Origin of the sequence: Aminobacter sp. AP02 (assembly GCF_003148805.1) — a bacterium.
Taxonomy (GTDB): domain Bacteria; phylum Pseudomonadota; class Alphaproteobacteria; order Rhizobiales; family Rhizobiaceae; genus Aminobacter.
This window is the reverse complement of record NZ_QGGX01000001.1, coordinates 201,783-228,029: the sequence shown is the minus strand read 5'-3', so window position 1 is coordinate 228,029 and position 26,247 is coordinate 201,783. Positions and strand designations below refer to the sequence as shown.

The window sequence follows — 26,247 nt, the reverse complement described above, 5'->3', positions numbered from 1 at the left end:
CATCGGCATCGCATGCGGCCCGACTGTGTAAGCCTTTCAGAGCGATGGCTTATTTGACCAGATTTTCTAGCATCTGTTTCGGGCTGGCTAAGCGGGCGTCTGGCAATGCGAGCGATCTCATCCTCGCCTGTCATCTCAACGTCAGAAGTTAGTCTGGGGAACCGGCGGCTCTCCAGCCGCGGAGGGTACGGGATCGGAGGCTCAGTTGGGAAGCAGCAACTATCCGAAGCCAGAACTGGTAGACCTGAATGGGGTCTATCCGATCAATCGGCTGCAAGCGCTGGACGTCAAGTCGGCCACAACACGCCAGCGCACCGATGAGCTCATCGCACTGGCCAAGCGCGGCCTGCCCCAGATGCATCGCCACGGCGCCTTTGCGCACACGGTGCGTGCAACCTACTCCTCAAACGGTCCTGGGGTACGCCGCGAGGGTGACAGCCTGCGATATACCAGCAATGTCGCGCTCGGGCTCGGCTATGTCGACGAGGACATACAGCGGCAGGTTTTGGGCGGCAGTACGGCCGCCGATCTGGCTTTGGTCGCCGCCGCGCGTGCCGAAGTCTCGATAGATATGGGCGCGGTGGCCCTTGCAGCTTGGACTTTGGCTGAGGTCGCCGGCCGCTACGCAGCGCCATTGTTTCAACGTCTGTCCACAATGCTGTCCTCGGAGGCGCCGGTAGAAACAGTTACCTGCTCCTGGACGCTCATCGCAGCACTTGCTGCCCGACAGTTGGCCGACACCGGGGAACTTGCCACACAAGCTGCCAATAGACTCATGGAGGAGCAAGGCGCGTCCGGATTGTTCCCGCACATGCTGCCAGCTTCAGCCAATGGCAGGCTACGTGCGCATGTCGGTTGCTTTGCCGATCAGGTTTATTCCATCCAAGGCCTTTCGCGCCTGCATGCTCTGCGAAATGATCGTGCGGCACTCGCCGCCGCCGACGCCTGCGCGGCGGCCATCTGCGCTGTGCAGGGGCCTGAAGGCCAATGGTGGTGGCACTACGACATACGCGACGGCAGCGTGGTCGAGGGCTATCCCGTCTACAGCGTGCACCAGCATGCAATGGGCCCAATGGCACTGCTCGACCTGCGTGAAGCCGGTGGCACCGATCACCTTGAGGCGGTCATCAAGGGTCTGCAATGGCTCGACAGGCATCCCGAAGTGACATCGCCGCTGGTATCGGAGCAGGAAAGCGTCATCTGGCGCAAGGCGGGCCGCCGCGAGCCGCGCAAGGCAGTGCGCATGATCGCCGCCGTCACCACGGCCCTCAAGCCCGGCCTGCATCTGCCCGGACTCGACACGATCTTTCCACCCAACCAGGTGGACCGCGAGTGCCGCCCCTACGAACTGGGTTGGCTGCTCTATGCGTGGCTTTGCGGCGGCGCGGTGGATCGTATGCGCCGTTAGCATCTTGGGAGAAACGGAATGCGAGCGGAACGGCGACTATTGTTCGGCATGTATCTCGATGCGATGCGGATGGAGGACGTGGTCGAGCGTTGCCAGACGGCACTTGTGACGCGCAGCAGGGTGCTTTTGGGCGTGCTCAATGCCGCGAAGGTGGTGAAGATGCGCAAGGACCCATTGCTGCGCAATTCACTCATCGAGTGCGACGTGCTGCTCGCTGATGGTCAGTCGATCGTCTGGGCGAGCCGGATTCTGCGTCGCCCTCTGCCCGAGCGCGTGGCGGGGATCGACATCTTCGAGCGGTTGCTGCAACTCGCCCACAATACCGGCCGTTCGGTATACTTGCTCGGTGCGCGGCCGGAGGTATTGAGGCAACTGGAGCAGCAGCTGCGCGAGCGCTTCCCGGGGCTTCGCATCGCTGGCAGCCACCATGGCTACTTCGATTCGTCCGACAGCGAACGCGTTGCGGCAGATATTCGCAAGTCGGGTGCCGACATGCTTTTCCTTGGCATGACGTCGCCCAAGAAGGAGATCTTTCTCGGCACCTTCGGCGCGTCGCTCGAGGTGCCGGTGCTGCATGGGGTGGGCGGCTCATTCGACATCATGGCCGGGATCACGGCGCGCGCACCAGTTGCCTGGCAACAGAGCGGTATGGAATGGGCCTTTCGGCTTCTGCAGGAGCCGCGGCGGCTTTGGTGGCGCTATCTAGCGACCAACAGCGCCTTCATCGCCCTGACCGTTCGTGAACTGATCCATCCTGCGCAGGCCTTCAAGCCGGCCAGGACCGGTGGGGCTTTCCGTGCGATTCACAATCATTGAAGTTTTCGGAAAGGTGGGCGCCTTCCATGAATGACCTGTTCAGTGGCCGGCTGGCCATAATCGGCATGGGCTATATCGGCCTGCCTACCGCCGTGGCACTGGCCACACGAGGGGTTGAGGTGATCGGCGTCGACGTCAATCCGGCGACCGTAGCCGCAATAACCCGCGGCGAAGTTCCCTTCGTCGAGCCAGATCTTGCTGTCGCGGTCAGCGGCGCCGTCGCCATGGGCCGGCTGTCCGCCACGACCGAAACGCCCGAAGCCGACGCCTATATCATCGCAGTGCCGACGCCATTCAACAGCGACCGTACGGCCGACCTTTCCTATGTGCGCAAAGCCGCTGAACAGATTGCGCCTCGCCTGCGGCCCGGCAACATCGTGGTGCTGGAATCGACCTCGCCACCCGGCACCACGGAAAAGGTGAAGCAGTGGGTAGGCGCTCTCAGGTCCGACCTGAAGATGCCGGCCGATGGCGAGTCAGGCGCTGACATTTTCTTTGCGCACTGCCCCGAGCGCGTGCTCCCTGGCCGCATCATGATCGAGATGATCACAAACGACCGCGTCGTCGGCGGCCTGACGCCACGTTGCGCCGCGCGCGCCGCCTCGATCTACCGCGTCTTCGCGCAAGGCGAAATCCTGTTGACCGATGCCGCCAGCGCCGAGATGGCCAAATTGGTGGAAAATGCCTACCGAGACGTCAATATCGCGTTTGCCAACGAGCTGTCGCAAATCACCGAAGCGCTGCATATCGACGTGTGGGAGGTGATCCGCCTAGCCAACCGGCATCCGCGCGTCAGCATCCTCAATCCTGGTCCCGGTGTCGGCGGCCACTGCATTCCGGTGGATCCCTGGTTCATAGTCGCTGCCGCTCCCCATCTTTCGCCGCTGATCCGCACCGCGCGCGAGATAAACGACCGCAGGCCCCATCATGTCGCCGAGCAGGTGGTGGCAAAGGCCCAACGCTTCCGTGCGCCCACGATTGCGTGCCTGGGGCTGACCTTCAAGGCCAATGTCGACGATATCCGCGAGAGCCCGGCGATCGAGGTCGTCGGGCACATCGCCAGCGCGTTGCCTGACGTGGAAATTTTGATCGCCGACCCCTTCGTCCATGCCATGCCACCACTGCTTGCCGCCCACTCCAACCTAAAACTGGAGAATGCGTATCAGGCAGTGGAGCAAGCCGACATCGTCGTCCTGTTGGTCGAGCACGAGCCGTTCAAGGCAATCCGCCACACACGGCTAGGAGGCAAGGTCGTTTACGACACGCGCGGTGCGTGGCGTTGAATGGATCATCGTCGCCCGTTTGACCGGGTCGAACTCGACGGGCGCCTCGCCAACCCCAAAGAAATGCTCGATAGCGCGAACGGAGCGCCGCGCGGCCCGGCCATCGCCATAAGGGTTCGCCTCGCGCGCCATTGCCTGATAGGCGGCCTGGTCGGTCAACAAGGTGGTGGTTTCAGCGACGATCAAATCCTCTTCCGTGCCGACTAGCCGCACTGTCCCCGCAGCAATTGCTTCGGGCCGTTCAGTGGTGTCGCGCAGCACCAGCACCGGCTTTCCGAACGTCGGCGCCTCCTCCTGGACCCCGCCGCTGTCGGTCAACACGACGTCGCAGCGATGCATCGCCCAGACGAAATCGCTGTAGTCCAATGGAGCGGTGACCACGACATTGGCAAGCCCGGTCAGCGGCGGCAACAGCACCTCACGTACAACTGGATTGAGATGCGCCGGTAGCAGGAAGGTGACATCCGGGAAAAGACGCGCGAGGCGCGCGATGGCCCGGGCCGTGCGCGCCATCGGCTCGCCCCAAGATTCACGGCGGTGCGCCGTGATGAGCACGCTGCGGCGGCCGGCGATCCTGTACAAGTCCGGATTGGCGACGGGCACGTCGCGCCCAGCGACGTCGAGCAGCGCGTCGATGACCGTGTTGCCAGTGACGACGATGTCGCGTTCGCGAACACCATCGCGAACCAGATTTGCCTTCGAGCTGCGGGTAGGTGCGAGGTGTATGGCGGCAAGCTGGGTGGTAAGCCGGCGGTTCGCTTCTTCAGGGAATGGATTATAGCGGTCATCTGTCCTCAGCCCCGCTTCCAGATGCACCACCGGGACCCTGCGGTAGAACGCGGCGAGTGCGGCAGCGAAACAGGTCGTGGTGTCACCTTGGACGACGACAGCGTCGGGTTCCTCGGCAACGATGACCTTCGAAACCCCGTCGAGCACGCGGGCCGTGATGTCCTCCAGCCGCTGTCGTTCGGTGATGATGTTCAGGTCGTGGGCCGGCCGGATGCCAAAGAGAAGGTTGACCTGGTCAAGCATGGCGCGATGCTGCCCCGTCACGGCAACGACCGCAGTGCAGTGAGCTGATCGGCCCAGTTCCTCGATCAGCGGCGCCATCTTTATGGCTTCGGGACGGGTGCCGTAGACAACCAGGATCTTGCGCATGACGAAATCCCCCTTCCCGGCTTAGCGCCGGCCCTCAATGTGGCTCAGCCCTGTTGGAACACCCTTTCTGCAGGTGGCGGGCTCGCCATGGAAAGTCTGCGTTCCGCCACGACCTGCCTGACGAGGTCGGCGCTTACGCCATTCCTCTCCTCGGCAAAGGCATAGACGAGCGCATAGTCGCAAAGCTGGTTGATGACGCGCGGCAGGCCGCGGCTGGCTTCGTAGATCATGTCGCAGGCCTCAGGCGTGAAGATCTCCCGGCCGGCACCGGCAACCTTGAGCCTATGCGCGATGTAGTCGCCAACGGCCTCGCGGGGCATAGCCGCAAGATGAAAGCGCGCCGCCACACGTTGCGCGAACTGAACCATGCCGGGCCGGCCGATGATCCGGCTCAGTTCAGGCTGCCCGACAAGGACGATCTGCAAAAGTTCATCGCGTTCGCCGTTCATATTCGAAAAGCACCTGAGCTCCTCGAGCATCTTTTCCGAGAGGTTTTGAGCCTCATCGAAAATGAGAACCGTGTGGCGTCCGGCCTCCCGCTCAGCGCGCAAGAATGCCTCGAACTGTGAGAACCGCCTGACATAGGGCGTGCGTTCGCCAAAATCCTGTCCAAGCGACGATAGCACCCAATGCAGCAATCGGCCGCGCTCGCCGTGGGCGTTCGAGATCAGCCCGATCGTCAGCTCCTGGGGCGCGGCGCGCAGCAGATGCCTGATGAGCGTGGTCTTGCCCGCGCCGACCTCACCAGTGATCACAGTGATAGGCGCGAAGGTTGCGAGTCCGTACTCCAGCATCGCGTATGCGCGCGTATGGCCAGGCGACCAGAACAGATAGTCGGGATCTGGCAGCAAGCTGAATGGCCGGCCGCGCAAGCCGAAGTGTTGCGCGTAAATCTGGATGCTGCTCGACATCATCGTTCGACACCTGCAACAGCACATTGGACATTGCAGGCCTGCCAGGGCGGGCGGCGATTTGTCATCGCTGAGCGCGGAGATGCAAAGGCGTGTGCGCTGCTGCCCAAGGCGGCCTCCCGCTCAGTAACCGTACTTGTCGGGCGTATACCGACACTTGTTCAGCACGACGCCGAGCATCTTGGTTCGTTCGGATAGCTCTCGTTCGCAAAGATCCGCCTCGCTGACAGTAGTGGCCTCGGCGGCAACAACCAAAATGGCGCAATCGACGTTCGGCAGGAACGCCATTACGTCGTCATTGGCAAGAATCGGCGGCAAGTCGTAGATGATCACGTTCGGGCACAGTCGCTGCTTCATCGCTTTGAGGACGCGTGTCGTTTCGGGCGCTTGCAGGAGCTCGGCGGAAAAACGGACGGGACGGCCGTTTGCGGCAACCGCCACATTGTCTCCATAACGCACAAAGACATCCGTGATGTCGCTTTGCTCTTTAAAGTACGTTTCCAGGGCGCATGGATTTGCAATGCCAAGGGTCTTGGCCACCTGCGGGCGCCGAAGGTCAAGATCGACGACGACGACCCGGCAATTCTTCTGATTGGCCAGGCTGAATGCAAGGTTCAAAGAGACCATGGTCTTGCCGCATCCGGGCGTTGGCGAAGTGATACCGACCGATGTCCAGTTGTTTTGACGAAACTCATGCTGGAGGCGCGTGCGCAAGATGTCGAACGCGGCATGCGCCGGATCGCCATGGCTTGCCGTCACTATGCGGTTCTTCGCCATCACCTTCAGGTCGGGCTGGCGAACCGGAATCTTCGGCCACGGCATGTCCAACGTCGGCAGAGTCGGGCTCGTCGGCGGCAGCTCACGCCGCCACGCGGTGCCGTGCTGCTCCTTCGCCTTCTGCAACGCTGTCTGGATCCGCTCCATAGTTTCCTTCCCGCCGCGATCCGAGGCCCTCGGAGCCGGCTACATCATCCTGCTGCTGTCGAGAGCGACCACGAACTTCTCGAAGAAGGTTCCGATCGGCATGTAGTAGTGGTGAATGCCCAGCAAGAAAGCCGGTATGACGCTCGCAGTCGCTACGAACATGAATGCCAGCCTCTTGTTTCTGGTGCGCTTTTCTCCGTCTACCCAGATGTATGGAACAGTCGCCAAAGGCTGTACCTGCAACAGCTGCGCAAGTTCCACAGGGCGACGTATGCTCTTGTTGAGGAGCTCGAGCAGCACGATCAATCCCATCCCAAGGCCGATGCCGGCGGCAAGGCTGGCACCTACAATACGGCGGCGGTTCGGGCTAACCGGCTTCTGGGGTGCGATGGCAGGTTCGACGACTGTGAAGCGCCCTCCCTTGGACCGGATTTCGATCTGCTCGCCCGTGGAAGCTTCCGCCTGGCGTGCGATCGCGTTGTTGTACTGACCCTGGATGTTGGCTCGGGTGCGCTCGAGCGCGTTCAGCTGGGTTTCGTTACCGGGCGTTGCCGAGATCGATTGATTCAGATCAACGAGGTTCTTTTTGATGTAGGTCTTTTCCTGGGCAATGAAGCGCAGCCTTTCATCGATGTCGGATAGCTGCAGGTCGAGTTCGGTCGGCCCTGTCTTCTTGATGCCAACTGCGCCTGCTTCAGCTTGCTTCGACTTGCCTTGAAGCGCTGCGATCCGGGAACGAAGCGTCACAATGTTCGGGCTCGATTCCGAGAATATCGCAAGCTGTTCCGACAGGCTCCGGTTCAAATCCTGCAGCATTTGCTGTTCGATCGTGACCGGCCCGGTCGTGATCATTTGTCCGTTGGATTCATACATCTGCACGAGATTGTTGCGCCGGTTGCGAAGACCGGATTCTTCACGTTCGAGCAAGAGCAACCTTTCCTGCTGGCTGCTTTGCTGGCTGCGGCGGAAGTCGAGGCCATCAGGAAGCGCATTCTTGTTTTCGTTCTTGAATTTGAGAATCTTCGACTCAAGCCCAGTAAGCTCGGCCCCGAGCCTGGCCACTTCCTGATCGAAGAACTGCATGGTTTCCCCCGCGCTGTCGGTACGCAGACGCTGGTTCTTGCTTAGGATGAACGAGACCAATTCGTTCACAACCTTGGCGGCCAATGCCGGTTCTCTCGCATCGAACGAAACATCGAACAGCATGGCACCCTTGCCATCACGAGATGCCTCCGCTTCGTTGAAAAGCGTACGCGAGCGCATGTTGTCGACGATGTCTGAGCTTGAAAGTTCACTCTTTTTGGCGCCGTAAACATTCAGCTGCTCGGCCAGCGCCAGAAGGTATTCCCGCGTCATGATCTGCTGTTCCATGACCTGCATCTGCTCGGCCGAGCTGGTCGAGACAGTGGAGCGGGCAAGGTCAGCCGGTATCTGCGGCGTTTCCACCATGATCTTTGCGCTGGCGCGATAGACCGGCGGCAGATTGTAGGCGATCGCAATGCCAAGTGCCGAAACCGTGGCCACGATCGCCAGAAAATACGGCGACCGTCTCAGCAAGATCGAAAGGTAGAAGCGAATGTCTATGTCGCCCATGCCGAGCCGCCAAACCCGAGAACCCCAGACCGGCAAGCCGCCGGATTGCCCATTCTCAAGCGGAGGCGGATGGGATGATAGACCGTCGTTAGTGGTGAGGCGGCGCAGACATCAACCTTTGGCCTAATTCCTATGGCTAGGCTACCTACCCCTACGGACGGTTGGAGGCTTGGTGTCGTTGCGCACCGGGGGTAGCATTCAATGGTGTGACCATTGGTTGGAGTGGTCTTCACCAGCGCCGTCGATTGCCATGTCCTCGGCGTAGGAAATCACGCTTTGCCGCAGCATCTCGATGAAGGCCACCTGCCCTTGCAATGCGGCAATCCGCGCCAGGCATCGGGCCATGGAGATTGTCAGGTCATCGACCTTTGACGACAGGCCCGCCCCGCCGCCGTTCTCCAGTTCCTGAAACGAAAAGGCGGCATCGTCGGATGCCCTTACGTATCGTGCTTGCAGCCCTGCGGTTTCATGATCCAGCTGCACCGAAAGTTCGGTCAGCGCTTCCAGCAACCTGTGAAAGCGCAACTGGTCGGTTTCTCGATCCCTTGCGGGGGTACGCGTGCCGAAATGGAATGGTCTCATTGTATCCCCCAAAAAAGACCTCGGAGCATCGTTCGCTGCAGCGCCGCGTCGCCGTGCCGCCTGTTTCAGATATGCACTGGGTATGTCGTCCCCTCGATGCTATCGGCAGCACCGGCGCATACCGGCCTGCATGGCGCTGCCGTTGCAAGAAAGGAATCGGCCAGCCATAGGGCCAGCTTCATGATTGTGAAGGTCGGATTGGCGCTGCCCGCGGTAGGAAAGACTGAAGCGCTGGCAACCGCCACATTCGGAACGGCATGGCAAAAGAGATCGGGCCCTACCACCGATTGCGCGGGATCGGTGCCCATGCGCGTCGACCCGGATGGATGCGCGCAGGCCTCCGCGCGATCTGTGATGGGGACCGACGGGTGGTCGATGGCCGGCGACCAGACCAGCGGGCACAGACGATCAAAGCCTGCCTCGCGCCAATACGCTTCAAGTCCGGCGAGCGCGGAGCGGAACGTTCGCTCATCCGCCGGCTTAGGGCCCCAGTCGAGCCTCACCTTCGGCATTCCCATTCGGTCGCGGGCCCGCGAAAGGCTGATACGGTTCGACCAATCCGGCAGCTGCTCGGCGCAAATCAAGAGGCGCAGGTCCACGCTGGCCGGTACAAAAAGCTGTTTGCGGATGTACCTCCAATACGTGGCCTGCGCGATCAACCCTGGGCTTTTCATGATGCTCCGAACGTCGCGGAGCTCGACCTTGCGCTGTTGCAGCCCGTGCGCGATCCGCTTCAGATCGGCAAGTGGGCTCTGGGCGAGATCCATCGCAACATAGACGAAGGCACTGGCTGCCTGATCCTGACGCTGGCGGGCTTGCGACAGTTCGAGATGCAGGTCACGCCGCGTCGAGTTGACGAAGCGGTAGGCGAAAAGGCGATTGGTAGCGACGGGATCTTTGCGGCTAATTGTTGCGACTTCCGCCTTGAGGTGGTCCTGGAAGTAACGGCCGAGCACCTTGCAGCGGCTAAATGCCTGGCCGTCGGAGGCGGCATCGAGCAGCAGCAGCAGCCTCGTCGTTTCGATGGTTCCAGCGGCGAACACGAAGCGATCTGCGCGAACGGTCAGCCGCTTGTTGCCAAAATCGCGGGCGGTTATCGCGTTGAGCCGCCCGCTGGCGCGGTCGAGGTGGAAATCGCATACGGTCGCACCGAGCCAGATCTCCAGGTTCTTCTGGTTCTTCAGCTCGTTGCGAAGCAAGGTAGCGAGGTTGCTGCGCTTGAAACTCGGGCATTTCGCCCATCGGGGTGTCAAGCTCGCTGCGCCCTGCGGAAAGGCTTCCCAACCTGGGCCGCGTTCGTCCGCTATGGATTCGTAGGAGCCGCTTCCCACGCCAAATAGCCGTTCGATCTCGTCGCGAGAGGGTGTCAGGCCTTCATACTCAAATGGCCACGCCGGCTGTGACACGTGATTCCTTGCGCTGGTGTCATGTTCGCTCAGCGGAATCATCCGCCCCCCCCAGCGGCTCGATGTGCCGCCGAGCCCACGATAGCGCCCCGTCAATTCTCTGGAGTAGCGTTCTCCGGGGTGCTCGATCTCGTTGAGGGCATGAACGGCATCATCGAAGGCGTCGACGCCGCTTTCGATGACGACGACCCTGCGGCCAGCCCTTGCGACGCGACGCGCAAGAAGAAGTCCAGCAATACCTCCGCCAACAACGCATATCGCTTCCGAAAGAAACTTCTGCTCTGTTTCGATGTCCGACAGGTTTAGTATCGACATGACTTACCTAACCAATAAGTATTAATCCCAACGTTCCTGATGAGCTTCCTAATCCGGATTTCGCGTGGTAAATTTTATCTCTTCCAACGTTCCGCTGAGCGCTGCAAAAACGTCTCGACGGATCGCCCCCGCAAGCTGACCGCCATTGATCGAGGAAAGCTGATGTCCCTGCCGCCTCGCCTCAGCGTGATCATCCCGCACCTCAACGAACCAGACGACCTGCGACGCTGCCTGCTTGCGCTGGAAGCGCAGCGATCGGATGGGATTCCGTTCGAGATCATCGTCGTGGACAATGGTTCGACCGAAATGCCGGAAGCCGCCTGCCGCGTCGCGACCGATGTAAACCTTCAGCGCGAGCTGGCACGCGGCCCGGGCCCGGCGCGAAACCGGGGTGCGAGCATTGCTCGCGCGTCCTTGCTGGCATTTATCGACGCGGACTGCGTCGCCCAAGCCGGTTGGGTCAAAGCGATCGTCGACTTCATGGATGGGCATCGAGAAATCGATTTCATTGGCGGAGACATAAGGATCATCCCGGCCGACCCAGGACGTCTGACGGGCGTCGAGGCCTATGAAAACGTCTACAGCTACCGCAACCAAAGCTATGTCGAGCGTCATGGTTTTTCGGCGACGGGCAATATGGCCGTGCGCGCCGAGGTCTTCGGCAAAGTTGGCCCTTTTGGCGGCATTGCCACAATGGAAGACACGGAATGGGGGCAGCGAGCGACCGCGCAGGGGTATCGTATCGCCTATCTGCCAACGGCTAAAGTGCTGACCGCCTCGTGCAAATCGTTCGCCGAACTGACGCGGCGTTGGGACCGGCATGTCGCGCATGAATTCAGAAATGTTCGCCACCATCCGTCAGGTACCCTTCTGTGGCTAGCCAACAGCGCGCTGGTTGCTGCTTCTCCCTTGGGCGAGACCTTCAGGATCATGCGCTCGGATCGCATTTCCGGCTTGCGTTCCCGCTGCCTCGCACTCGTCTGCTTGACCCGGATTCGCCTCTATCGCGCACGGCGGATGTTTGGTCTGGCGTTGCGCGACAATACGGCCGCGACTGTGGAAGCGTGGAATCGGGAAAAGTCCTAACCCACATCATCCTTACGGTGGATGGCCTATCTAAAGGTCGGAACCTACAGCCCTTCGACAACGCCGCGACCTGGCAAACAAACGGCACTGCAGCCAAATTTTTCGTTGCTCCTCACAGGATCGCGGCACCTATTCGAAGCTTTGCTTCCTTGGGCATACTACTGCCCCATCGGCCATTTCATATTAAATAAATCAAATACTTACGCCTGACATACCAAGTTGGCCGTTGCGCGCGCGCAGCTATTGAGAACGCGCAAGCGCTGCTACCAGCCAGCTTCTTGCGCTTCCGCTCCGCGCCTGCCTGGGCGAATGGCGAAGTACCCTCCGGCTTTCCAACTACATCGAATTACTCATGGGCGATTTATTGTGCGCCCAAGGCGAGCTTGGTTAATATCGCGTATACTCAACTATATCTTGGATATGATCTATAGTTTTCGGGACAAACTCAAGAACTGATCGGGTCCTTGAAAAGATCATTTCCAACTATAATCGGATCGAGCGGAGAGTATTCATGGCGGATGTCAATTTCCGGCCGCAGATACACGACCTAACGGGCGATGACACGCGACCTGGACGGCAACACCGGTCAGGGTATATCGAATTGGGGGCCAAGCGCGCCTTCGATGTGGCTGCGACATTGCTTTTGGCTCCCATTGCGCTCGTCATCGTAGGGCTTATCGCGGCCGCGATCCGCTTGAGCGGCGGCACGGCCTTTTATGGCCAGCCACGCCTCGGCAAGGACGGCAAGGTCTTCACCTTGTGGAAGTTGCGCTCGATGGTCCCGAATGCCGACAAAAGGCTGGAAGAACACCTTAGAAGCGACCCCACAGCCCGCGTAGAATGGGATCGCACTCAGAAATTGCGCAGCGATCCGCGCATCACTCCGATCGGGTGGTATTTGCGCAAATATTCCCTGGACGAACTGCCACAGCTTTGGAACGTATTCGTCGGAGACATGAGTCTGGTCGGCCCTCGCCCCATGTTTCCCGAGCAGCGTCAGCGCTATCCTGGAACCGCCTATTTTGACATGCGTCCGGGCATAACAGGCCTGTGGCAGATCAGCGAGCGCAACGGCTGCTCGTTTGCAGAACGGGCCTTGCACGACACCAAATACGCTAGCGTCATGTCGTTTCGCGCTGACATCTGGATCCTCGTCATGACTGTCGCAGTGGTCATTCGAGGGACCGGACTCTGAAATCAGGCGCCCACAAGATCTAAACTTCACGACGCCGTGCGGCCTGACAGGCAGCCGGCGTCTGGCCGTCTTGCTGACTTCCCTTGGCCTTGGCGCGCCTCAATCGAAATCGATCGGGCCGAGCACGGCCAACCGCCCCTTGAGCGGCCTTGCTATTCAGGACGTCCGAAAAAGATCCGCGCCAAGCCTTCCTTGGTCACTTCGACGGCATGCGCAGAACTTAGCGTGATGTGGCGCTCGATGAGTTCGCCGCCTGCGTCGCCATCGCGTCGCCTGAGGCAGTCGATGATGGCCGCATGCTCGTCATAGGTGCCGCCCCGGCGGCGATTGCTCTCGAGGTCAATGCGGCGGAAGAACCGGATCAGCGAGTTAACAGCTTCGAGCGCGTTCAGCATCCGGCCGTTCTTGGACAGGGTGACTATCGCGATATGAAACGCCTCGTCGGCCTCCGCCACCTTGGCCCAGTCGGTCGTCGGACCAAGATTGCTGTTGTTTTGCCAAATCGCGATGGTCTCGCCAATCTCGGCATCGGTTCCACGTTCGCAGGCGAGACGGAATGCGGCCCGCTCGATCGCCGCGCGCAGCTCATACAATTCCCGTACGCCCTCAGGCGTGATGTCGCGGGCATAAAAGCCGCGATTGGGCACGAAACTCATGAAGCCGTCGCGCGCCAGCCGGTTGAGCGCCTCGCGCACCGGCGTGCGCGACACGCCAAGCCTAGTCGCCAATTCGACCTCATTGACGCGCTCGCCCGGCTTGAAGCGATATTCGACCGCCAGTTCCTTGACCGCGTCATAGACCTTGTCGACGCTGTCTGCGGCGCGTCCCGTCTTCTTCGGCTTGGCTGTTTTTTGCACCTGCACTCCGTCTTCGGTCGGGCTTGTCCGTTGGTCGAGTCCGCTCGGCGGGCTCGCATTGACGAACTAATGCCATGACAAAGTGCAGTCCACAATCCTCTTGTGGATACACTTGTGTCGACATATAGTCTCAATGCATTCGAACTTAACCTGGAGTATGAGACTATGAGCAACATCACCCGAATTGACGTTGGCCCGCGCATGAGCCAGGCAGTTGTGCACGGCAACACTGTCTATGTGTCCGGGCAGGTAGCGCTCGATGCAGCCGGCGAAAGTGTCACCGCCCAGACCAAGAACATCCTAGATCGCATCGACGCAGTGCTGGCCAAGGCCGGGACCGACAAGACAAAGGTCCTTTCAGCTTCCATCTGGCTCGCCGACATTGCTGGTTTCGCCGAGATGAACGCCGTGTGGGATGCCTGGGTCGCCAAGGACAATGCGCCTGCCCGCGCGACCGTCGAATCCAAGCTCGCCGCACCGCAGTACACAGTCGAGATCGCCGTCATCGCCGCTCTCTGAGCCGCAACGGTATAATCACGGAGATTGAGGATGCGCGTTGCCGTGCTCGGCGCCGGAGTTGTCGGCGTCACCACCGCCTATGAGCTTGCCCGCGACGGGCATGAGGTAACGGTCATCGACCGGCTTTCTGAAGCGGCGGGCGAAACCAGCTTCGCCAATGCCGGGCTCATCGCGCCCGGCCACGCCTACACCTGGTCGTCGCCCAAGGCGCCGCGCATCCTCCTCCGCTCACTGTTCGATGACAGCCAGGCCCTGCGATTCAAACCCAGCCTCGATCCACGGCTGTGGTCATGGTCGTGGAAATTCCTGATGAATTGCACCGCCGAGAAGGCGCGCACCAACACCAAGCGCAAGGTGCGCCTGTGCCGCTACTCGCAAGAGCGCCTGCAAGGCATCATCGCCGATACCGGTGTCGACTATCACGGCCTCGACGGCGGCCTTCTTTATCTCTACCGCAAGCCTGAATCCTTCGCGCGCGGATCGGCCAACACCCGCATCCTGTCCGAGGAAGGGCTGGAACTGCGTGCTGTGTCCCCCGATGAGGCAGCCCGCATCGACCCAGCGCTGGCGTCGGTGAAAAACAAGTTTGCCGGGGCCGTCTATTGTCCGTCCGACGGCAGCGGCGATGCGCGTGTCTTTACCCAGAATCTCGCCCGCCACTGTGCCGAAAAGCTCGGCGTCACGTTCATGTTCGACACCGAGGTCAAGGGTTTCGAGACCAACGGCGACCGCATCGCCCGTGTCACCACCTCCAAAGGTTTGGTGGCGGCGGAAGAATTCGTGCTCTGCCTCGGCGTTTTCGCCCCCGATTTCGCCCGCCGCCTCGGCGTGTCGCTGCCGGTCTACCCGATCAAGGGTTACTCGGTGACGATGCCGCTCGACGCCAGCAACGTTCCGCCCACTGTCGGTGGTGTCGACGAGGACAATCTCGTCGCTTATGCTCGCTTCGGCGACCGCATGCGCGTGACGGCGACCGCCGAATTCGCCGGCTTCGACCGGTCGCACAAGCCCGAGGATTTCCGCCACATGCTCGCGGCCATTCGCGACATCTTCCCCAATGGCGCCGACTACGCCAGGCCGCAATATTGGGCTGGCCTGAGGCCGATGACGCCTGAAGGCACGCCGATCTTCGGGCGTGGCGGACGCTTCGCAAACATGGTGTTCAATGTCGGGCACGGCCATATGGGCTGGACCATGTCGGCTGGCTCCGCGCGCATCGCAGCTGACATCGTCAAGCGAGCAAAGCCCGACTTCGATCCCGCAGGCATGCTTGTGCAATAGTCGCAGCCAAGCGCTACCCAAAAAAAAACCCGCGACACCGCGGGCTTTTTGTATCTCAATGCCGCCTCACCAAGGTCGGGCGCCGTCGATGATTTCCATGGCGCGTGCGGCAAAACGGCCGGCAAGCGGCGCGACGTCGGCGGCATCGGCCGCCGCCGCGTTGCCGGCGCGGGCCCGGTCGGCGATGCCGACGAAGATCACCGCAAACCGAAACAGCGAAAAGACCAGATGGAACCGTTCGAGCGGCGCCGTCGGTGCCGCATGGGCGAAATAATGGTCGAGGAATTCACGCTGACTCGGGATGCCCAGCGCCTCCCGGTCGAGGCCAAGGATGCCACCATATTCGTTTGGTGCCGAATGCCAGGTCATCGAACAGAAGCCGAGATCGGCGAGCGGATGGCCCAGCGTCGACAGTTCCCAGTCGAGAATGCCGATTACTTCGGGCTTTTCGGGATGAAACAGCAGGTTTCCGAGGCGGAAGTCGCCGTGGGCGATGGCGACGCGCCCGTCATCTACCGGTAAGTGCTGCGGCAGCCAGTCGGCAACAGCCTCCAGAACAGGAATTCGTTCCCCTGAAGATTCCCTGAGCTGCCTTGTCCAGCGGCCAATCTGGCGTTCGAAATAATTGCCCGGTTTGCCATAATCGCTGAGGCCGACATCGTCCGGTCGCACGGCATGGAGCGCGGCCATCGCCTCGGCCATGCCGAGATAGATGCCACGCCGCTCGCCGGACGACATGCCCGGCAAAGAACAGTCATGGAAAACGCGGCCTTCGAGCCGCTCCATCAAGTAGAACGGCGTGCCAAGGGGGGCGTCGCCATCATGATAGAGTACCGGTTTCGGCACCGGCACGTTGGTCGGCGCAAGTGCTTCGAGCACGCGGAACTCCCGGTCGATGGCATGTGCACCGCGCAGGATCGGCCCCGCCGGCTTCTTGCGCAATACCATGCGGCGCGCGCCGAAATCGACAAAATAGGTCGGGTTGGACTGGCCCCCGCCAATTCGCTCAAGCGTCATCTTGCCCACGCCGAAGCGCTCGCCGAGAAACGCCTCGAGCGCCGCCGGATCGAAATCCGCATTGACCTGCACCTTGTCGCCCCCAGCCATCAAACCTTAGCCTCGCCCTCGACATTCCAGCGCCAGAAGTCGGAGCCTTCCTCATTGAGGAAGCGGTTCAGCACCATCTTGTGCACTTCGTCCGCACCGTCGACCAGCCGCGCCTGACGTGCGTAACGGTAGATCCATTCAAGCACGGTGTCCCTGGAATAGCCCCGCGCGCCGTTGATCTGGATCGCCACGTCGGCGGCGTCATGCAGCACATTTGCCACTTGCACCTTGGCCATCGATACTTCCTTGCGGGCGAAGCCGCCTCGGTCCAGTTCCCACGCCGCCCTCATCACAAGCATGCGGCCGATCTCGATGCGCATGGCGAGGTCGCCGAGCTTGAGCTGGATGCTCTCACGGTCGGCAAGGCGAATGCCGAAGCCGTAGCGCTCGGCTGCATAGGCGCGCGCAATCTCGACGCAGCGCTTGGAAAGGCCGAGCCAGCGCATGCAATGGGTCAGGCGTGCCGGCCCGAGCCGTACCTGCGTGACCTTCATGCCTTTGCCTTCGCCCGCAAGCAGGTTCTCGGCGGGGATCTCGAGCCCGTCGAACTCGATCTCGCAATGGCCGCCGTGTTCCTCCGGCCCCATGATCTCGATGCGGCGCTTGATGCTCCAGCCCGGCTGATCCTTATGGAACATCAATGCCGATAATCCGTGCTTTGGGTCGTCGGAGGTGCGGGCGATCAGGATGAATTGGCTGGCGTCTTCCGCCCCTGTGATGAACCACTTGCGGCCGGTGATGACATATTTGTCGCCGCGCTTTTCAGCCCGCGTCATCATCATCGATGGGTCGGAGCCGCCACCGGGATGCGGCTCGGTCATGGCAAAGGCAGAGCGCACCTTGCCCTCGACGATCGGCTTCAGCCATTTTTCCTTTTGCTCGGGCGTTCCGAGCGCTTCCAGCACCATCATGTTGCCGTCGTCGGGCGCGGCCGAATTGAACACGACCGGGCCGAAGATCGAGCGGTTCATCTCCTCGTAGCAGACCGCCATGCCCATCTTGCCGAGGCCGGCGCCACCGGTCTCGGGCTTGAGCTGCAGGCACCACAGGCCGGCGGCCCTTGCCTTGGCGCGAAGTGTCTCAAGCAGCGGCAGGGCGATGTTGCCATGCTCGTCATAAGACGCCTTGTCGGCTTCGCAAGGCAGGATCTCGCGCGCGACAAAATCGGCGACACGGGCGCGGTAGTCTTCAGCGCGGGCGGGGATGTCGAAATTCATGACGGCACTCACAGGGATGAAACGAGATGGCCGCCATCGACCTCGATCGACGAGCCGGTGATGTAGCTGCCGGCGGCGGAGGCGAGCAAAAGCAAGGCGCCGTCGAGTTCTTGCGGCTGGCCGAGGCGGCGCTGCGGGATACGCTTGATGAGGTCGAGACCGGCTGGGGAGGTAAAGAACTCGCGGTTGATGTCGGTCTCGATATAGCCGGGGCACAACGCGTTGACCCGGATGCCCTCGCGCGCCCATTCGAGCGCCAAGGCCTTGGTCAGCTGGATCACGCCGGCTTTGGAGGCGGCATAGGCGCTGAGATTGCCAGCGACACGATGGCCGAGGATCGAGGCGATGTTGACGATGGCTCCGCCACGGCCGGCGGCCTTCATACCGCGCGCCACCGCCTGGGCAACGACGAATACGCCCTTGAGGTTGGTGTCGAGCACGCGGTCCCATTCGGCCTCCGCTAGGTCGAGCGCGCGGGCCGCGCCGGAGATACCGGCATTGTTGATCACGATGTCGAAGCTTTTGTTTGCGAGTGCGGCGGCCACCGAGGCGCTGTCAGTCACGTCCATCTGGATCGCAATCGCCTTGCCGCCCGAGGCCCTGATCTTCGCGCAAGCCTCGTCGAGCGCCTCGCGGCGGCGCGCCGCGAGGCTGACGCTAACACCATGGCTTGCCAGCAACCCGGCGAAATGCAGACCAAGGCCGCCGGAAGCGCCGGTGATCAGTGCGGTTTTTCCTTTGAGATCGTCGAACAGCATCCAGTGAGTACCTCAAAAAAATCGAGCGAGCGCTCGTTTTCTTTATGCGTCTGCCTCCCCTTTTGCAACCGTGCATTTGCTGCTATTTCGGCATGGACGATGCCGCAACACATGCTGCGGACGATAGGAGTCGGATTGAACTTCGCAGGACACAGGCAGTGGACGGCTGCATTTTCGACGGAAACGTTGTGCGCGCGTATCCTTGAACGCCATCGCGACACCGTGCGCGTGCAGAAGCCGCATGTCGCTGTCGCCAATCTCGCCCGCATCATCGAGGCAACGCTGAAGCTTTCGAACAAGCAGGGTTTCCACGCCACCAGCCTGCGCGACCTGGCGCAAGCATCCGGCCTCAGCATGGGCGGGCTCTATTCCTATTTCGACAACAAGACGACGCTGCTGTCGATGATCCTTGGCGAGGTCACGACGACGGTCAACGAGGTGCTGGGGGCTGCGGCGGACGAGATCAGAAAAGACCCGCCTGATCACCTCAAATGGCTGATCGAGACGCATATTCGGCTGACCGAGGCGATGCAGCCGTGGTTCGTGTTCGCCTATATGGAAGCGAAATCGTTTCCGGCGCATGAGCGCCGTATGGCGGTAGACAGCGAGGCTGCGACCGAAGAGATTTTTGCCGCCGTTCTGCGCCAAGGCGTGGCCAACGGCACCTTCGCCATAGCTGACATCGAACTCACGGCATCGCTGATCAAGCCGCTATTGCAGGACTGGTATGTAAAGCGGGCAAAGTACCGCAAGCGGGGCACGACCATCGAGCAATATATCGAGGCCGTCTCGGCTTTCGTCGAGGCTGCAGTACAGCCACGCCGCCACTGATCAGGCAGCTGGCGTATGGCCGTTCTGCTGATTGCCCTTGGCCTTGGCGTGCCAATCGAAATCGATCGAACCTTCCTCGGCCTTGTGAAAATACTGCGAGCACACCAGCCAGCCCTTGAGCGGCCTGAGCAGGGCCATGCAGCTCAACACCGTGAGCGGCAAGGTGATGAACAAATGCCCCCAAAGCGGCAGGCCATATTCCATCTGGAGCCAGACGCCCAAAGCGAGCGCGGGCACAGCGGCGATGGTCATGGCAAAGAAAGCGGGGCCGTCGGCTGGATCGGCAAAGGAATAATCCAGCCCGCAGACTTCGCATCTGGGCGCCAGTTTCAAAAACCCGGAAAACAGGTGGCCCATCTGACAGCGGGGGCATAGCCCCTGGATGCCAGTTTTCATCGGGTTGTCGGTCGGGGTGAACCCTTCCGCCGAAAATCTTGACTGTGACATACGCGCCTCCTTCTTGCGGGTCGCGAACACGCGGGCAGCGCCACACGTTTCGGGCGCCCTATCGCATCCATACATAGGGCGCTTCTGCCTTGCCGGCAAGAACGATTTGCATATAATTGGCATACACTCCATTCAATTGCCATTGAATGGACAAATTGTATGTACATAGGTCGGCTATCATGCCTGTCGGACGCATGGGTCAAAATGTCCGTGGGGGTGCGTCGACTTTGCGCGCTGCGCGGATCAAGATGCAGGTCTATTGCAAGGCGTGAGCAATACCTGACGGGAATCGACGAGTATTACGCTTCGACCGGCAATCGCGCGCAAGCCGATTGCGCATGCAAGAGAGGTCTCTAATGTTCGGCCTGACAGCACTTGAACTGGCTCGAATACAGTTCGGCTTTACCATCTCCTTCCACATCATCTTCCCCGCGATCACCATCGGCCTCGCAAGTTACCTTGCGGTGCTGGAAGGCTTGTGGTTGTGGAAGCGTGATACGGTCTATCGCGACCTCTACCATTTCTGGTCGAAGATCTTTGCGGTCAACTTCGCCATGGGTGTGGTCTCGGGCCTGGTGATGGCCTATCAGTTCGGCACCAACTGGAGTTATTTCTCCGCCTTCGCCGGTTCGGTCACTGGCCCCTTGCTCGCCTATGAGGTGCTGACAGCCTTCTTTCTCGAGGCCGGCTTTCTCGGCGTCATGCTGTTTGGCTGGAACAAGGTCGGGCCGGGCCTTCATTTCTTCTCGACGCTCATGGTGGCCCTCGGCACGCTGATCTCGGCGACGTGGATCCTCGCTTCCAACAGCTGGATGCAGACCCCGCAAGGGTTCGAGATCATCAACGGCGTCGTTGTGCCGGTGAACTGGTTCGAAGTTATCTTCAACCCATCCTTCCCCTACCGCCTCGCACACATGACGGTGGCCGCATTCCTGGCCACCGCGCTTTTCGTCGGCGCTTCCGGCGCCTGGCACCTGCTGCGCGGCAACGACAATCGTCGCGTTCGCACCATGCTGTCCATGGCGATGTGGATGCTGCTCGTCTCGGCCCCTATCCAGATCTTCATCGGCGACCTGCACGGCCTCAATACGCTGAAGCACCAACCGGCCAAGATCGCAGCACTCGAAGGCCATTGGGAAAACAAGCCCGGCGAAGCCGTGCCGCTGACCTTGTTCGGCTGGCCTGACATGGAAGCCGAGACGACGCGCTTTGCCGTGAAGGTACCGCATCTGGGGAGCCTTATCCTCACCCATGAATGGAACGGCCAGTTCCCCGGCCTCAAGGAGTTCGCGAAGGAAGACAGGCCGAATTCGACCGTGGTGTTCTGGAGCTTCCGCATAATGGTGGGCCTCGGCATGCTCATGCTTTTGCTCGGCGTCTGGGGACTTTGGCTCAGGTGGCGGGGCAGGATGTTCGAAACGAACCTGTTTCTTCGCTTCGCCGCCGTGATGGGGCCGACGGGACTGATCGCCATCCTAGCCGGTTGGTTCACCACCGAGATCGGCCGGCAGCCATGGATCGTCTATGGCGTGATGCGCACGAAGGACGCCGTGTCGAACCATTCGGCATTGGCGATGAGCACCACGCTCATCGTCTTCATCGTGGTCTACTTCATCGTCTTCGGCATCGGTACCAGCTACATGCTGAAGCTCGTCGCCAAGGGTCCGGCCGAATCCGAACATGAGCCCGACGACGAGAGCGGCCGTCCGGCCCGCCCGCTATCGGCAGCACACGACCAGATGGACATGTTCGCGTCCGCTCACCAGGACAGGAAGGGCTGAAACCATGGGCATCGATCTACCCGTAATCTGGGCTGTCATCATCGCCTTCGGCCTGATGATGTATGTCATCATGGACGGTTTCGATCTCGGCATCGGCATCCTGTTCCCATTTGTGCGCGACCGCGAGGACCGCGACACCATGGTCAACACGGTTGCCCCGGTCTGGGACGGCAACGAGACCTGGCTCGTGCTGGGCGGCGCCGCGATGATGGCGGTCTTCCCACTTGCGTATGCCACGATCCTGAGCGCGCTCTATCTGCCGCTGGTGCTGATGCTGCTCGGGCTGATATGGCGCGGCGTCGCCTTCGAGTTCCGCTTCAAGGCGGACGAGCACCACAAGCCGTTCTGGGACAAGGCCTTTGCCGGCGGCTCCTATGTCGCGACCTTCTTCCAGGGCGTATCGCTTGGAGCGTTTCTCAACGGCTTTCCGATGGAAAACGGCTCATACACGGGCGGCGCGCTGGACTGGATCACGCCATTCAGCCTGTTCACCGGGCTTGGCCTAATCGTCGCTTATGCGCTGCTCGGAAGCACATGGCTGATCATCAAGACCGAAGGCGCGCTTTATGACCGCATGGTGGTGCTGGCGCGGCCGATCACGCTGACCCTGCTCGCCGTCATCGGCATTGTCAGCCTGTGGACGCCGTTTGCCCACCCCGACATCGCCGAACGCTGGTTCAGCTTCCCCAACATCGTTTTCTTCTCGCCGGTGCCGGTGCTGGTGCTGGTCAGCAGTTGGCTGATCCTTCGATCGCTGCAAGGCACGCCGCATGTCGCGCCGTTCCTGCTGGCTTTGTTCGTGCTGTTCCTTGGCTATAGCGGGCTTGGCATCAGCCTGTGGCCGAACATCATCCCGCCTGACATCACCATCCGCGAAGCCGCCGCCCCCGCGCAAAGCATGGGCTTCACGCTGGTGGGCGCGCTGTTCATCATCCCCTTCATCCTCGCCTATACCGCTTGGTCCTATTACGTCTTCCGCGGCAAGGTGAAAGCGGGCGAGGGTTATCACTGATGGCAGTCCCGTCCGACGCACCACCTTCCTGGCCGAAGCGGATCGGCTGGCTCGTCCTCATCTGGGCAGCCAGCGTGCTCGGGCTGGGTATCGTGGCCTATCTGTTCCGCTTCCTGATGGGCCTCGCCGGCCTGACCATCTGACCCCCGACAACGGATAAATCGCATGTACACCGACGTCGCCAGTGCGCTCGACCCTCGCGTGTTCCATGACCGCATATATGCCGGCGACGTGCTCCGCCTCGGCTATTCGAAGCCGATGCGCGAGCTCGCGGCATTCACACAGGCCTTCCTGGAAGACGCGTTCACGCCGTTCGTACCGGTCGAAATCCACCGGCACCTGACGCATCAGCAGCAGACGGAAAGTTTCGCGCAACGCCAACGCGACTTCGCGCGCTCGCCCGAGGTCAAGCGCCTTTGGCGCGACCTGTTCGATGCAATCGGTCTGGACGCGGACGGGCTGGCGCGCGACTCTCTCTATCTCAGGTTCCAGCCGCACCAGGATCGTGGAGCCGTTGTTCCGCGCGCTCGCACCACCGCGACCATCGCCTTCCACCGCGACACCTGGGGCTCGAACCTCTATGCCCAGACCAATTGGTGGGCACCCATCTACGACATCACCGAAGGCCGCACATTTGCCATCTATCCGTCGCTGTGGGACCGTCCGGTCGCCAACACCAGCGCCGACTTCGACCTTGCCGCCTTGCTGGAGCGCTCGAAGGCCGGCGGGCGCAACGCGGTCGATGCGGATTCAGCGATCCCGCATCTGACCGAGGAACTGGAAGTCACCGATGCAACACCGGTTGTCATTGCGCCGGGCGAGATCATCGCCTTTTCGAGCGCACATGCCCATGCCGGCGTGCCGAATTCGACTGGCCTGACCCGTATTTCGCTTGAGACCCGCACCCTGTGGATCGACGATGTCCGCTCCGGGCGTGGCGCACCGAACGTCGATGGAAATGCCCGATGGATGTCGCCAGGCATGTTCCGCAGGGTCAGCGACGAAGTCTTGCTCAATGAAGTCCTTGGCATGGGCCGGGTCGAGCCGTTTGCGGGCCCTTTCCCTGCCGTCCGTCACACAACCATAGGCGACATGGTCGACTGCTGAGCAAGCAGTTCGGCGACCGTCTCCAGGCTAGCCGAAAGCGAGGCGTGATCGGGTGCTGCGCCAAGCCCGAGCCGTACGGCTTCGGGCGCGGGCCCCACGACTGAAAAGGCGTCACTTGTAACGACGCCGATCCCAGCCGAACGCAAGCGGGCCGCAAAATCGCTGCGGTTCCAGTGGCCGGGAAGCTTCAGCCAGACATGGAAACCTTCGGGGTTGGCCTGAACCAGCTTTGCCGGCAAAATCCTCGACACGATCACCTGGCGCTCTCGCGCTTCGCTGCGGATCGCGGCGAGAACGGACTGGGCAACGCCGTTTTCGATCCAGCGCGTGGCGATAGCTGACGTCAGCGGCGAGGCCATGCCGGCCGTGGCGCGGATCGCCCCTGCCAGATGCGCGGTGGTGCGTCCTTGCGGGACCACCACATAGGCGACGCGCAAGGCCGGTGCCACGCATTTGGCAAGGCCGGCAATGTGGTAGACGATGTCGGGCGCGAGTGCTGCGAAGGTCGCCACCGGATTGCCGGGCAACGCGCCGTAAGCGTCGTCCTCGACGATCAGCACATTGTACTGCCGCGCAATCGAAACGATGCGCTCGCGACGCGCATGCGACAGCGTTGCCGTCGTCGGATTGTGCAATGTTGGCGTGCAATAGAGCAGCTTTGGCGCGCGTTCGCGGCAGATTTCCTCGAACGCCTCCGGAATGAGCCCTTGCGCATCCATCGCAATGCCCGCGACACCGATGCGCAGATGCTCGGCGACGGCCAGCAAACCCGGATAGGTCAATGCCTCGGCGCAGATCGTCTCACCAGGTGCTGCCAGCGCGCCGATCAGTGCCAGCAATGCACCCTGGGCGCCGGGGCAGACCATCAAGCGGCCGGGTCCGATGTCACCCAGGCGCGGCGCAAGCCACATCGCGCCCGCGGCCCTGTCGCGCGAGGCACCCCCCGCTTCCTGATAGCGCATCAGGAGTTCGAGCCCGTCGCCGGCCCTGAGTTCGTCAATGCCATCCCACATTTTGGCCGCCAGACCCGGATCATTGAAGCGCGGTGGCAGGTTCATGCTCATGTCGATGATGCCGGCGACCGCAGCGGCAGCTCCAGTGGGGCGTTGCGCCCGGACATAGGTCCCCTGGCCGACACGGCCCTCCACCAACCCGCGTTTGCGCGCCTCGGCATAGGCACGGCTCACCGTCGTGAAGTCGATGCCGAGCTGATCGGCCAGCGTGCGCTGCGGCGGCAGGCGAAACCCGGCAGGCAGCCGCCCCGACGCGATATCGCTCGAAAGTGCATCAGCAATTGCCAGGTAAAGCGGTCCTGCGGCTTTCGAGACAGAGGGGGACCAGTTTGCTGTCATGACGTCGCAGGCTCCATCATCATTTCCTCCATATATATGCACAATGTATGCGGAAGGCCATTGTCTTTGCCCAAGAGCCAAACCACTGAAGTGGAACCTAAAGTCCTCGTGCCCGGCGGCGGACACCCAGAGTTGTGTTCCTGAACCTAACGCGTCACCGTATTTTGCACGGCGTCAAGATAGATGGCTCATCCGACGCTTCCATCGGCACCTGGCAACATATTCACCGCGCGCTCGTAGGGTTGATATCCGCGCCTCAGCAGGCACGACTGGAGTTTGGCGGCGGACTTGTCGGACTGCGCAACAGCGCGCACCAAGGTGCAATGGGGCAACGAAACGGTGCTGCTAACGTCGTGAGGATGTTTTTCTCTGAACAGGATCATAGAGACACCTGCGCCTCACCGCTCGGGGAGGCGTCCAAAGAGAATAACCGTCAGAAGAAGGACTAGGCTTGGATCGCTGCCCGTATGAGCGAACGAGCAAAGTGGCTGACTTGCGTCTCAAAGTGGACTGAAGTGTCAATCACGATGCCGTTCCCATACCAGACAAGGTAAGCCGGCCGCATTCAGCGACCGCAAAGGGCATCATCGTATGAGGTTGTACACCGGGGTGATCATGGAGACAGGCATCTACGCGCAGAAGGTACAGACGTAATGAATGCCTCCAACACACACGGAATGCGCGCGCAGGCATTAGGATGGCAGTCGCCATTTGCTATCACGTGGCCAATGCGATCAGAACAGCTCACGCCATTGGCGCAAGACTATCAGCCGTCGCCCCTGCCCGTCAGCTTCGTCTAGTCTCTCACACGCTTCATGGCTGCCAAACTGCGCTCACTCCTCGACTTTGCGCCGCCGAACCTTAAGGCCCGCCTCGACAACTTGCCGAAGAGCATTGAGCCTGAGGCGACGGATTGAGGTCGGGAAAGCTCCGTGAAGGGTGCTGCGCCTAAGAACGAGCCTCCCTGGCGGTTCGCGGGAGGAAAACCCCACGTTGTTAGCGTTCTTGCAACATCTCGCAGCGGCCGACAGGTTTCCCTAGTCTCGATATAGCAAGCGGTTCTTATGCAGGCCTCGCTATGATGGAAACACAGCGAATACATGCGTGGCCAATAGCCGCTCGCGCCTGGGGGAAACTGATCCCTGAGCTCAGGTTCCATACCCTCTTGTGTGGGCTTCGCTCTTCAATCGGCGGGTCTCTGCAGACAAGAAAGCCGTGAGACGTTGTCGCCGTCGAGTTCATGCAATCGAGGCGGTCCGGCAATCTGGCGACAATGCTTCCAGCCGCTATCTAACAGCAAC

24 protein-coding genes are annotated in these 26,247 nt (G+C 61.2%); 12 read left to right on the top strand and 12 right to left on the bottom strand.

All coding sequences use genetic code 11. The features are described 5' to 3' along the window. Positions 1–205 precede the first annotated feature (205 nt). The 3 genes from C8K44_RS00995 (at position 206) to wecC (ending at position 3,507) form a co-directional block, all read left to right on the top strand. Entirely contained in the window at positions 206–1,408 is a 1,203-nt protein-coding gene (locus tag C8K44_RS00995) for a hypothetical protein (protein ID WP_109573882.1), read from the top strand. Between the two features lie 120 nt (positions 1,409–1,528). Then, a complete protein-coding gene (locus C8K44_RS00990) occupies positions 1,529–2,224 on the top strand; it encodes a WecB/TagA/CpsF family glycosyltransferase (RefSeq protein ID WP_245417327.1) in 696 nt (231 codons plus the stop codon). 26 nt (positions 2,225–2,250) lie between these two features. Then, on the top strand, positions 2,251–3,507 hold the full coding sequence (gene wecC / locus C8K44_RS00985; protein WP_109573880.1) for a UDP-N-acetyl-D-mannosamine dehydrogenase: 1,257 nt from the start codon (positions 2,251–2,253) through the stop codon (positions 3,505–3,507). On the opposite strand, the gene wecB is transcribed toward wecC, so the two are convergent. From wecB to C8K44_RS00955, 6 genes are all read right to left on the bottom strand, one after another. Then, entirely contained in the window at positions 3,463–4,665 is a 1,203-nt protein-coding gene (wecB, locus tag C8K44_RS00980) for a UDP-N-acetylglucosamine 2-epimerase (non-hydrolyzing) (RefSeq protein WP_109573879.1), read from the bottom strand. The two genes, wecC and wecB, sit on opposite strands and share 45 nt — an antisense overlap. A 44-nt stretch (positions 4,666–4,709) precedes the next feature. Further along, positions 4,710–5,579, bottom strand: coding sequence for an AAA family ATPase (locus C8K44_RS00975; protein WP_199226980.1), 870 nt, complete (start codon positions 5,577–5,579; stop codon positions 4,710–4,712). A 120-nt stretch (positions 5,580–5,699) separates the two neighbouring features. Continuing rightward, a complete protein-coding gene (locus tag C8K44_RS00970; protein ID WP_245417304.1) occupies positions 5,700–6,500 on the bottom strand; it encodes a CpsD/CapB family tyrosine-protein kinase in 801 nt (266 codons plus the stop codon). Between the two features lie 39 nt (positions 6,501–6,539). Beyond that, positions 6,540–8,093: a Wzz/FepE/Etk N-terminal domain-containing protein gene (locus C8K44_RS00965; protein ID WP_109573878.1), complete on the bottom strand. Its 1,554-nt coding sequence runs from the start codon at positions 8,091–8,093 to the stop codon at positions 6,540–6,542. A 198-nt stretch (positions 8,094–8,291) separates the two neighbouring features. Beyond that, a complete protein-coding gene (locus tag C8K44_RS00960) occupies positions 8,292–8,618 on the bottom strand; it encodes a hypothetical protein (RefSeq protein ID WP_146203890.1) in 327 nt (108 codons plus the stop codon). Positions 8,619–8,740: 122 nt separating this feature from the next. Further along, positions 8,741–10,396: an FAD-dependent oxidoreductase gene (locus tag C8K44_RS00955; RefSeq protein ID WP_109573876.1), complete on the bottom strand. Its 1,656-nt coding sequence runs from the start codon at positions 10,394–10,396 to the stop codon at positions 8,741–8,743. A gap of 39 nt (positions 10,397–10,435) precedes the next feature. Between C8K44_RS00955 and C8K44_RS00950 the strand changes: the two genes are divergently transcribed. Together C8K44_RS00950 and C8K44_RS00945 are read left to right on the top strand one after the other, a co-directional pair. Beyond that, positions 10,436–11,482, top strand: a complete 1,047-nt coding sequence (locus C8K44_RS00950; RefSeq protein WP_245417303.1) for a glycosyltransferase family 2 protein — start codon at positions 10,436–10,438, stop codon at positions 11,480–11,482. Between the two features lie 511 nt (positions 11,483–11,993). Further along, positions 11,994–12,677 (top strand): sugar transferase, encoded by a 684-nt coding sequence (locus tag C8K44_RS00945; protein ID WP_109573875.1) that lies wholly within the window; start codon positions 11,994–11,996, stop codon positions 12,675–12,677. A 152-nt stretch (positions 12,678–12,829) separates the two neighbouring features. On the opposite strand, the gene C8K44_RS00940 is transcribed toward C8K44_RS00945, so the two are convergent. Next, on the bottom strand, positions 12,830–13,534 hold the full coding sequence (locus C8K44_RS00940) for a GntR family transcriptional regulator (protein WP_109574050.1): 705 nt from the start codon (positions 13,532–13,534) through the stop codon (positions 12,830–12,832). A gap of 165 nt (positions 13,535–13,699) precedes the next feature. On the opposite strand from C8K44_RS00940, the gene C8K44_RS00935 reads away from it, so the two are divergent. Further along, positions 13,700–14,053 carry a RidA family protein gene (locus C8K44_RS00935; RefSeq protein ID WP_199226979.1) on the top strand — a complete coding sequence of 118 codons (354 nt, stop codon included), beginning with the start codon at positions 13,700–13,702 and terminating at the stop codon, positions 14,051–14,053. A 30-nt stretch (positions 14,054–14,083) separates the two neighbouring features. After that, on the top strand, positions 14,084–15,334 hold the full coding sequence (locus tag C8K44_RS00930) for a D-amino acid dehydrogenase (RefSeq protein ID WP_109573874.1): 1,251 nt from the start codon (positions 14,084–14,086) through the stop codon (positions 15,332–15,334). Between the two features lie 66 nt (positions 15,335–15,400). Here C8K44_RS00930 and C8K44_RS00925 read toward each other — a convergent pair whose 3' ends face one another. The 3 genes from C8K44_RS00925 to C8K44_RS00915 are packed head-to-tail and all read right to left on the bottom strand — an operon-like array spanning position 15,401 to position 18,416. Next, a complete protein-coding gene (locus C8K44_RS00925) occupies positions 15,401–16,441 on the bottom strand; it encodes a phosphotransferase family protein (protein WP_109573873.1) in 1,041 nt (346 codons plus the stop codon). After that, the gene (locus C8K44_RS00920; protein WP_109573872.1) at positions 16,441–17,658 is read right to left on the bottom strand and encodes an acyl-CoA dehydrogenase family protein; all 1,218 of its coding nucleotides are present in this window, start codon (positions 17,656–17,658) and stop codon (positions 16,441–16,443) included. The genes C8K44_RS00925 and C8K44_RS00920 overlap by 1 nt, the downstream gene beginning before the upstream one ends. An 8-nt stretch (positions 17,659–17,666) precedes the next feature. Next, positions 17,667–18,416 carry an SDR family NAD(P)-dependent oxidoreductase gene (locus C8K44_RS00915; protein WP_109573871.1) on the bottom strand — a complete coding sequence of 250 codons (750 nt, stop codon included), beginning with the start codon at positions 18,414–18,416 and terminating at the stop codon, positions 17,667–17,669. 135 nt (positions 18,417–18,551) lie between these two features. On the opposite strand from C8K44_RS00915, the gene C8K44_RS00910 reads away from it, so the two are divergent. Then, on the top strand, positions 18,552–19,247 hold the full coding sequence (locus tag C8K44_RS00910; RefSeq protein WP_245417302.1) for a TetR/AcrR family transcriptional regulator: 696 nt from the start codon (positions 18,552–18,554) through the stop codon (positions 19,245–19,247). Here C8K44_RS00910 and C8K44_RS00905 read toward each other — a convergent pair whose 3' ends face one another. Beyond that, on the bottom strand, positions 19,248–19,694 hold the full coding sequence (locus tag C8K44_RS00905) for a DUF983 domain-containing protein (protein ID WP_109574048.1): 447 nt from the start codon (positions 19,692–19,694) through the stop codon (positions 19,248–19,250). A 356-nt stretch (positions 19,695–20,050) separates the two neighbouring features. Here C8K44_RS00905 and C8K44_RS00900 point away from each other — a divergent pair, with 356 nt between their 5' ends. The 4 genes from C8K44_RS00900 to C8K44_RS00885 are packed head-to-tail and all read left to right on the top strand — an operon-like array spanning position 20,051 to position 23,594. Continuing rightward, on the top strand, positions 20,051–21,475 hold the full coding sequence (locus C8K44_RS00900) for a cytochrome ubiquinol oxidase subunit I (RefSeq protein WP_109573869.1): 1,425 nt from the start codon (positions 20,051–20,053) through the stop codon (positions 21,473–21,475). Positions 21,476–21,479: 4 nt separating this feature from the next. Next, on the top strand, positions 21,480–22,487 hold the full coding sequence (gene cydB / locus C8K44_RS00895; protein ID WP_109573868.1) for a cytochrome d ubiquinol oxidase subunit II: 1,008 nt from the start codon (positions 21,480–21,482) through the stop codon (positions 22,485–22,487). Beyond that, a complete protein-coding gene (locus C8K44_RS00890; RefSeq protein ID WP_109573867.1) occupies positions 22,487–22,630 on the top strand; it encodes a DUF2474 domain-containing protein in 144 nt (47 codons plus the stop codon). The genes cydB and C8K44_RS00890 overlap by 1 nt, the downstream gene beginning before the upstream one ends. Before the next feature lie 22 nt (positions 22,631–22,652). After that, on the top strand, positions 22,653–23,594 hold the full coding sequence (locus C8K44_RS00885) for a hypothetical protein (protein WP_109573866.1): 942 nt from the start codon (positions 22,653–22,655) through the stop codon (positions 23,592–23,594). On the opposite strand, the gene C8K44_RS00880 is transcribed toward C8K44_RS00885, so the two are convergent. After that, complete coding sequence (locus tag C8K44_RS00880) at positions 23,561–24,946, bottom strand: PLP-dependent aminotransferase family protein (protein ID WP_109573865.1); 1,386 nt, start codon at positions 24,944–24,946, stop codon at positions 23,561–23,563. The genes C8K44_RS00885 and C8K44_RS00880 overlap by 34 nt on opposite strands. Between the last annotated feature and the right edge of the window lie 1,301 nt (positions 24,947–26,247).